This window comes from Flavobacteriales bacterium, from assembly GCA_013214975.1.
In the GTDB taxonomy this organism is placed as follows: domain Bacteria; phylum Bacteroidota; class Bacteroidia; order DT-38; family DT-38; genus DT-38.
The window spans coordinates 1-6759 of record JABSPR010000023.1 but is presented as its reverse complement, the minus strand read 5'-3'; the positions used below and the strand labels follow the sequence as shown (position 1 = coordinate 6759).

The 6759-nt window shown below is 37.4% G+C and carries 6 protein-coding genes; 5 read left to right on the top strand and 1 reads right to left on the bottom strand.

Annotated features, from left to right (window positions below; translation table 11 throughout):
* From HRT72_01785 to HRT72_01765, 5 genes are all read left to right on the top strand, one after another.
* Nucleotides 1-1106: gliding motility-associated C-terminal domain-containing protein (locus HRT72_01785; GenBank protein ID NQY66443.1), on the top strand; the 1106-nt coding region annotated here is incomplete at its 5' end.
* A 9-nt stretch (nucleotides 1107-1115) separates the two neighbouring features.
* Nucleotides 1116-2045 carry a type IX secretion system membrane protein PorP/SprF gene (locus tag HRT72_01780; GenBank protein ID NQY66442.1) on the top strand — a complete coding sequence of 310 codons (930 nt, stop codon included), beginning with the start codon at nucleotides 1116-1118 and terminating at the stop codon, nucleotides 2043-2045.
* 103 nt (nucleotides 2046-2148) lie between these two features.
* A complete protein-coding gene (locus HRT72_01775; GenBank protein NQY66441.1) occupies nucleotides 2149-4365 on the top strand; it encodes an OmpA family protein in 2217 nt (738 codons plus the stop codon).
* Nucleotides 4366-4386: 21 nt separating this feature from the next.
* Nucleotides 4387-4923 carry a hypothetical protein gene (locus tag HRT72_01770; protein ID NQY66440.1) on the top strand — a complete coding sequence of 179 codons (537 nt, stop codon included), beginning with the start codon at nucleotides 4387-4389 and terminating at the stop codon, nucleotides 4921-4923.
* Nucleotides 4924-5242: 319 nt separating this feature from the next.
* Nucleotides 5243-5791 carry a hypothetical protein gene (locus HRT72_01765; GenBank protein ID NQY66439.1) on the top strand — a complete coding sequence of 183 codons (549 nt, stop codon included), beginning with the start codon at nucleotides 5243-5245 and terminating at the stop codon, nucleotides 5789-5791.
* Nucleotides 5792-5865: 74 nt separating this feature from the next.
* Here HRT72_01765 and HRT72_01760 read toward each other — a convergent pair whose 3' ends face one another.
* On the bottom strand, nucleotides 5866-6600 hold the full coding sequence (locus HRT72_01760; GenBank protein ID NQY66438.1) for a hypothetical protein: 735 nt from the start codon (nucleotides 6598-6600) through the stop codon (nucleotides 5866-5868).
* Between the last annotated feature and the right edge of the window lie 159 nt (nucleotides 6601-6759).

Sequence of the window (6759 nt, the reverse complement as noted above, 5' to 3'; positions counted from 1 at the left end):
GTACAGATCCTAATATACCATGTGAATTTGTCGATGAAAATGGAACGGTTTCTCAAGGTGGAGATTGGAATGGTGCAGATTGCGATGGCGATGGTGTAACCAATGCCGACGAAGTTTTATTTGGAACTAGTCCAACAAATGGTTGTGATGGAGATGTATCCATTATTACGGTTGAACCTAACGAGATATGGAGTGCAGAAGATTGTGATGGTGATGGGGTATTAAATGGTGATGAATATGCAGATGGTACAGATCCTTTTAATGGCTGTGATTATTCAGAACTAAGTATTAGCCAACCGCAAAGTGATGCTTGGAATGAGGGAGATTGTGACGAGGATGGTGCTACAAACGGAGATGAATATGCATCCGGTACAGACCCAATTAATACATGCGATTACAATCTAGACGACGTGACTTTAGATAAAGGAGAAATTTGGAACACGACAGATTGTGACGGAGATGGAGTTTCTAATGAAGATGAAATGAGTACAGGAACTGGAGTATTTGAGCCGTGTGATTACGATACTACCTTTATAAGTATGTCTCAAGGAGGCTTATGGAGTAACTTCGATTGTGATGGCGATGGGGTGATAAACATTACCGAACTATCCGATTCTACGAATGTGTTTATTCCTTGCGATTATAATCTAGACAGTGTTACAGTTGAACAAGGCGGAGATTGGAATAATGTAGATTGTGATTTCGATGGGGTAATAAATGGGACCGAAGTATCGGACAATACGAACCCATGGGACCCATGTGATTTTGAACAAATAAGTATTACAGAACCTACTTTAGGAACTATTTGCGCCATAGATCCACCACAAGGATTTTCTCCAAATGGCGATGGGATAAATGATTTCTATGTAATCTATGGTATTGAGATCTACCCAAACAATCGATTTATCATAATGAACAGATGGGGAAATAAAGTGTACGAGAAAAATGGGTATCACAACGAATGGGATGGTACCAACCAAATGGGAATCTCTTTCGGAGGAGAAGATTTACCGGCCGGTACATATTTCTATCTATTATATACAGGTGAAGTTTCAGAGTCTGGGGAGGAGGATGTTTACAAAGGGTATATCTATTTAACGAGATAAAAGGAGTTGATGATAAAGTATGTAGCAATAGCATTTGTGGCCGTTACTTTCTGTTTCCAGGAAGTGAATGCGCAGTTCGATGCCATGTATACGCACTACTCGTTTAACACATTATCGGTGAATCCTGGATATGCGGGCAGTAGAGATGCGATCACGTTAACAGCTCTTAATAGAAGCCAATGGGTAAATTTTGAAGGTGCTCCAACAACACAAACATTTACGGCACATATGCCTTTATCGATGAACCAAATGGGGGTTGGGATAAATGTGATAAACGATAACATAGGCCCGATAAATATTTCGTCGCTCTATGCAGACTATTCGTACGATGTTAAAGTAACCAAGAATACGAAGTTGGCTCTGGGACTAAAAGCCGGAATGAACGTAATTTACGGAAAGCTACATGAACTGCATCTCGATCAAGAAAACGATCCTAAATTCGCTACATCATTAAGGAGCGATATACTTCCTAATTTCGGTTTTGGATTATATTACCATGCACCAAGATGGTATGTAGGAGCTTCAACGCCGAAGATATTAGAGAACGATTTTCAAAGTAACTCGGGCGTACTTAGCGGTAAGGAACAACGACATTATTTTGTAATTGGTGGTGCCGCGATAGATCTCGGCTCAAGTAATCTAGTATTAAAGCCAACGAGTTTATTAAAGGTAACACAGGGTGCTCCGGTAGAATTAGATATGACGCTTATGGTTATTTACAATGAGCAGTTAGAGATGGGATTTATGTTTCGAACACAAGCTGCAACCGGAATATTGATTGGATATAATATCATGAAAAACTTGAGAGCTGGATACGCATTCGATTGGTCGTTTGTAAACCGAACACTCCGGGATAACAATGGTACACATGAAATAATGATTAGATATGATTTTGTCAAGAAGGACGAAGGGAAGATAATTTCTCCACGTTTCTTCTAATTAAAAATTATCTAGATTTAAGTATTAAACAAGCATGTTGCACAAGTCGATTTTCCAATATTTACTGGTATTCTGTTTAACGGTTCTGTTAACAGCTACTTGTATGAATAACCTTTCTTACGGGGCAGGATCTGTTGAGTACGCTGAGGACAAGAGTAAAAAAGAATTAAAAGCCGATAGGCACTACTATCGATTTTCATTTCAAAAAGCGATCAGTAAATACGAGTCATCGAAGATGTTAACTAAAAGGGGATATCGTAACCTTGCGGATAGCTATCGGAAAATTAGTGACTACATAAACAGTAGTTTAAACTATGCAAAGATTGTGCAGGGTGAGGATGGGGACTCTGAAGATATTTTTAATTATGCATCTGTTTTAAGATTAACAGGTGCTTATGATCTTAGTCACGACTGGATGGAAAAATTTAAAGCGTTAGAGCCATTTGATCTAAGAGCCAAAAGTTTTACCAACAACCTATCCGACTTTCAAGGACTATTAGAGGATGAAGGGCAGTACAAGATTATCCCACTCAAAGCCAATACTGATCAGCAAGACTTTGGAGCCGCCTACTATAAAAAACAATTGGTATTTGCGAGCACACGGGTAGATGTTAAAGCAGCAGTAGATAAGTATAACTGGAATGGACTTCCATTTTTGGATTTGTATGTAGCCGATAGAGACCTCATGGAGTTTGTGAATGTCGAACACTTTAAAGGCGACATCAATAAAAAGATGCATGAAGGTCCAGCTTCTTTTAATGAAAAAGGAGATTATATGGCTTTTACAAGGAATAACTATTTGGACAAAAGTTCGAACGGAAGTGTAAACCTCAAGATCTATTTCACAACAATGAACGAAGAAGGGCATTGGGAAAGAGAAGAGTCGTTTAGGCACAATAATAAAGAATATTCCATCGGTCATCCTTATTTATCCAAAGATGGAAAAGAGATGTATTTCGCGAGCGACATGCCAGGAAGTCATGGAGGGGTAGACATCTTTAAAGTAAAGAAAGGAGCAGATGGTAAGTGGGGTGAGGTGATGAATCTAGGTTCTGAAATTAATACGGAGGAGGATGAAATGTTCCCGTTCTTTCATGAGAATACGAAGATATTATTCTATGCGAGTAAGGGGCATTTGGGGTTAGGTGGATTGGATGTATTCTTTTCCAAAATGATTTCGGATACAGTTTATACTAAGTCCGAGAATTTAGGTATTCCTCTAAATTCTAATGCAGATGATTTTGCTCTTATTATTGATGATGAGATGGAACATGGCTATTTTTCATCTAACCGAGAGGGAGGAAAAGGGGACGACGATATTTATGCATTCGAATTACTAAGACCAATCGACGATGGTATAATATTAAAAGGTGTGGCGAAAGACCAGGATGGAAACATACTTTCTTCTGTACTTGTTACCCTTACAGATATAGAAGGGTTGGTACTGGATACCCTNACCGTTGGAAAAGATGGAGCATATCGATTTAATGTAGATAGAGATTTAGAGTACTACCTAATAGGTGATAAAACAGAGTATATAAACCAACCGAAACTAACCAATACGATAACACCGGCTGATGAGGTAATTACTGATATTGTATTAGAAAAGAACATTGGACTTTCCCTTTATGCTTTAATTGAAGACAGTAGAACAAAAAGTCCGTTGGCTGGTGTAAAGGTTACTTTAACAGATAAAAAGACGGGAAAAGTTTCCGACTATACCACACCTGCTTCTGGTGAATACCGAAAGATAGTTGACGATAAAAAAATAACCGATAAGGGTTTGTACAATTTGGTATTGGAGAAAGAAGGCTACTTCACCAAGTCGGTTACTTTAAATACAGTATTTGATAAAGACGGTGTGGTTAACCTTAATGCACTTTTAGATTTAGGGATGGATAGAGAAGTGAAAAACCTTAACGATCTGGTTCAGATAAACGACATACGGTTTGATCTAAACAAATACAACATTCGTCCGGATGCAGCTGTTGAGCTAGATAAAATTGTAAAAATCATGCAAGACTACGAGAACATGGTAGTGGAGTTGGGGTCACATACCGATTGTAGAGGTAGTAAGAAATATAATATTAAGCTTTCTGCAAAACGAGCAAAGGCTTCTGCCATGTATATAAAGAATAAAATTAGGTTCCCAGAACGAATCTATGGTAAAGGCTACGGCGAATCGGACTTAGTGAACGATTGTGGTTGCGAGGGCGCAGTAAAATCTGATTGCTCCGATGAAGAACATGCAGCCAACCGGCGTTCTACTTTCAAGGTAATAAGTTCTGGTAGCGATAAGGTAAAGGTGGTAGGGCAGTAAGGGGAAATGAGATTGTTAAAAATGACGAATTTCAAAGCTTATCTAATAATCTTTCTATCAATAACTTCCTTTCTTCAATCCTGCCAAGACAAAGAATACTTTTTCACAGATAGGGATTTAGAGTTCGTTAATTTCATTGAGCCAGGTGATAACTATAGTTTGAAAGGAATTATAGATGAAATGGAAATCGTCATCTCAATTTCAGAAAAGACTTTTGATGTAGAGAAAGTTAATCCAGCATTGGGGCTCGGAAGAACTAGATTCTATGATGTGGTACGTTTTGCCTGTGATATACAAGTAGACACCCTATACAATACTACAGGAATAATTAATTATACATGTTCAGAAGGATCATTCGGCAATGTTTATTATAGTTTAGGTTCTTCTTTTGGTGGGCAATTTCGATTAGAAAGTATGTCAGACACAATTACAATTAATTCTATTTTTTATAAAGATGTTTATTCGGATGAAGGAATAACTTGTTCAAGGAAGCATGGAATGATTCGGTTGTGTGGTGATCTGGGAGAAGGGAGTCAGTGTTATGTTAAGGATTATTGAAGTTATTTGGCAGTAGAAGGAAATGTCAAAATAAAACACGTCATCTTCGGAACAATGAGGAACGAATTTTATCCGGAGATCTGTCTACGATTAAACAGATCTCCGAGCATTTCTCATTCTTCGAAATCACGAAGATGACGTTAGCAAAGAAATAAAGTATAACCTCGTTTTAGAGCAAGAAGGTTACTTTATTCAATACGTGACATTAAGTATTGTATTTAATAAATAAACGTTCCTGGGAAGAATTAATGAAAATCCAAAGAAGCTTATCCGCTATAATTAATATTAGATTTGCACACCATCAATTAAAAAAACTATTATGAAAAGAACTTTATCAGCAATCGCAATTTTCCTGTTTATTGGCTCATCATTCTACGGATGTAAAAAAGGAGAGAACGATCCTTTTATATCTCTACTATCAAGAGATGCAAGAATTACAGGAACATGGATACTTACAAAGGACGAGACAGAACTTATTACTTCTGGAGATGAAGGGTTTGTTGTATCGTATAATTTTGATGGAACTACCATGGTAGTGAAAGATCCTCTTGAAGGAAACGAGTCATATCCATTCGAGCATACATTGACTATAAGTGAGGGAGGGGAGTATAAATCTTTTTACAAGGAAGATTTGGACGTTACTGAGATGAAAGGTATGTGGTATTGGTTGAATAGCGATAAGAATAAAACGATGATTCAATTTACATCATCGTGGGATGATAATATTTACGTGATAGATAAACTAACGAACAAAGAGCTAGTTCTTACTTGGCACGATTCGGGTGATTATACCGGGCATTGGGAAGATGGATCCTTTAATTTTAAGGAGGTTGTATCCGTTACAGAAACCTATAAGAAGAAGGAGTAAAGAATGAAAAATTTAAAAAAGAGGCCATTCCAACTTGTGTTGAGATGGCCTTTATTTTTGCTTATATATTTGTTCTATCTAAACAACATACCCACTCTTAAAGAAAGCCGATTGTAATAGTTATATACAGTAGAAATGCTCTGTTCTCGCCAGTTTAAATACTTGCTCTTCGTTTCTTGATATCTATAGCCAACAGAGGCAGTGATCCCAAAATTATTTCGATAGTATTTTTTAATTCCAAACTCAGCCTCAAACATTATTCCTCCATACTTTGATTTAACATCATCTAAAACAATATCATTACTAGCCGGAATCACATAGCCAACTTGAGTGCCAATATATGGAGTGAAATTTCCTTTTACAAAAGAGAAGACACCTTGGCCATAAAATGGATAATAGGCTCCTTCAAATGCATCTAAACCAATACCAGCTCCAGCAGCCCATCGCTCGTTAAATTGATATCCTTGGGTTATGTGAAAGGCAAACGATTTAATTCCACTGCCCCATCGATCTGTGCCGTGCATGGGGGAGAGCGTCCAGTGGTTATAATGCCCAGTTTTCTTAGCCGTAAAAATTTTATCGGGCTTCGGAAGAGCATTCTCTTTTGTTATTGAATCAACTTTTGAAATAGAATAAACCCATTGGTTGCCTGCAGATAGAATATTTGCACGGTGAGTAATGTTTGTATCCAATAAAGCGCCCCTGATAACAGATCCATTTTTAAGATAGATAACGTCTTGTTTTTGCCCATAAAGGATATTTATACCGAATAGTAGAGCGCTTATTAGAGTAATTGAAATGGTTTTCATGATTGGCTTATTTAAGGTTTATATGGCTGAGGAGGTTAACATTTTCTTTATCGGAATAGTCGTATTGATATAATCCATCTTCCGCAATAGTCATGAGAACATCATTAAATGGTATGACGTCTATACCATGTACATCTTCAAAAGTGTAGAGGAGATTGC

Excerpts from the sequence above, each read along its gene's own strand:
- HRT72_01780 (NQY66442.1), top strand. The coding sequence starts at position 1,116 with ATGATAAAGTATGTAGCAATAGCATTTGTGGCCGTTACTTTCTGTTTC.
- HRT72_01770 (NQY66440.1), top strand. The coding sequence starts at position 4,387 with ATGACGAATTTCAAAGCTTATCTAATAATCTTTCTATCAATAACTTCC.
- HRT72_01765 (NQY66439.1), top strand. The coding sequence starts at position 5,243 with ATGAAAAGAACTTTATCAGCAATCGCAATTTTCCTGTTTATTGGCTCA.
- HRT72_01760 (NQY66438.1), bottom strand. The coding sequence starts at position 6,600 with ATGAAAACCATTTCAATTACTCTAATAAGCGCTCTACTATTCGGTATA.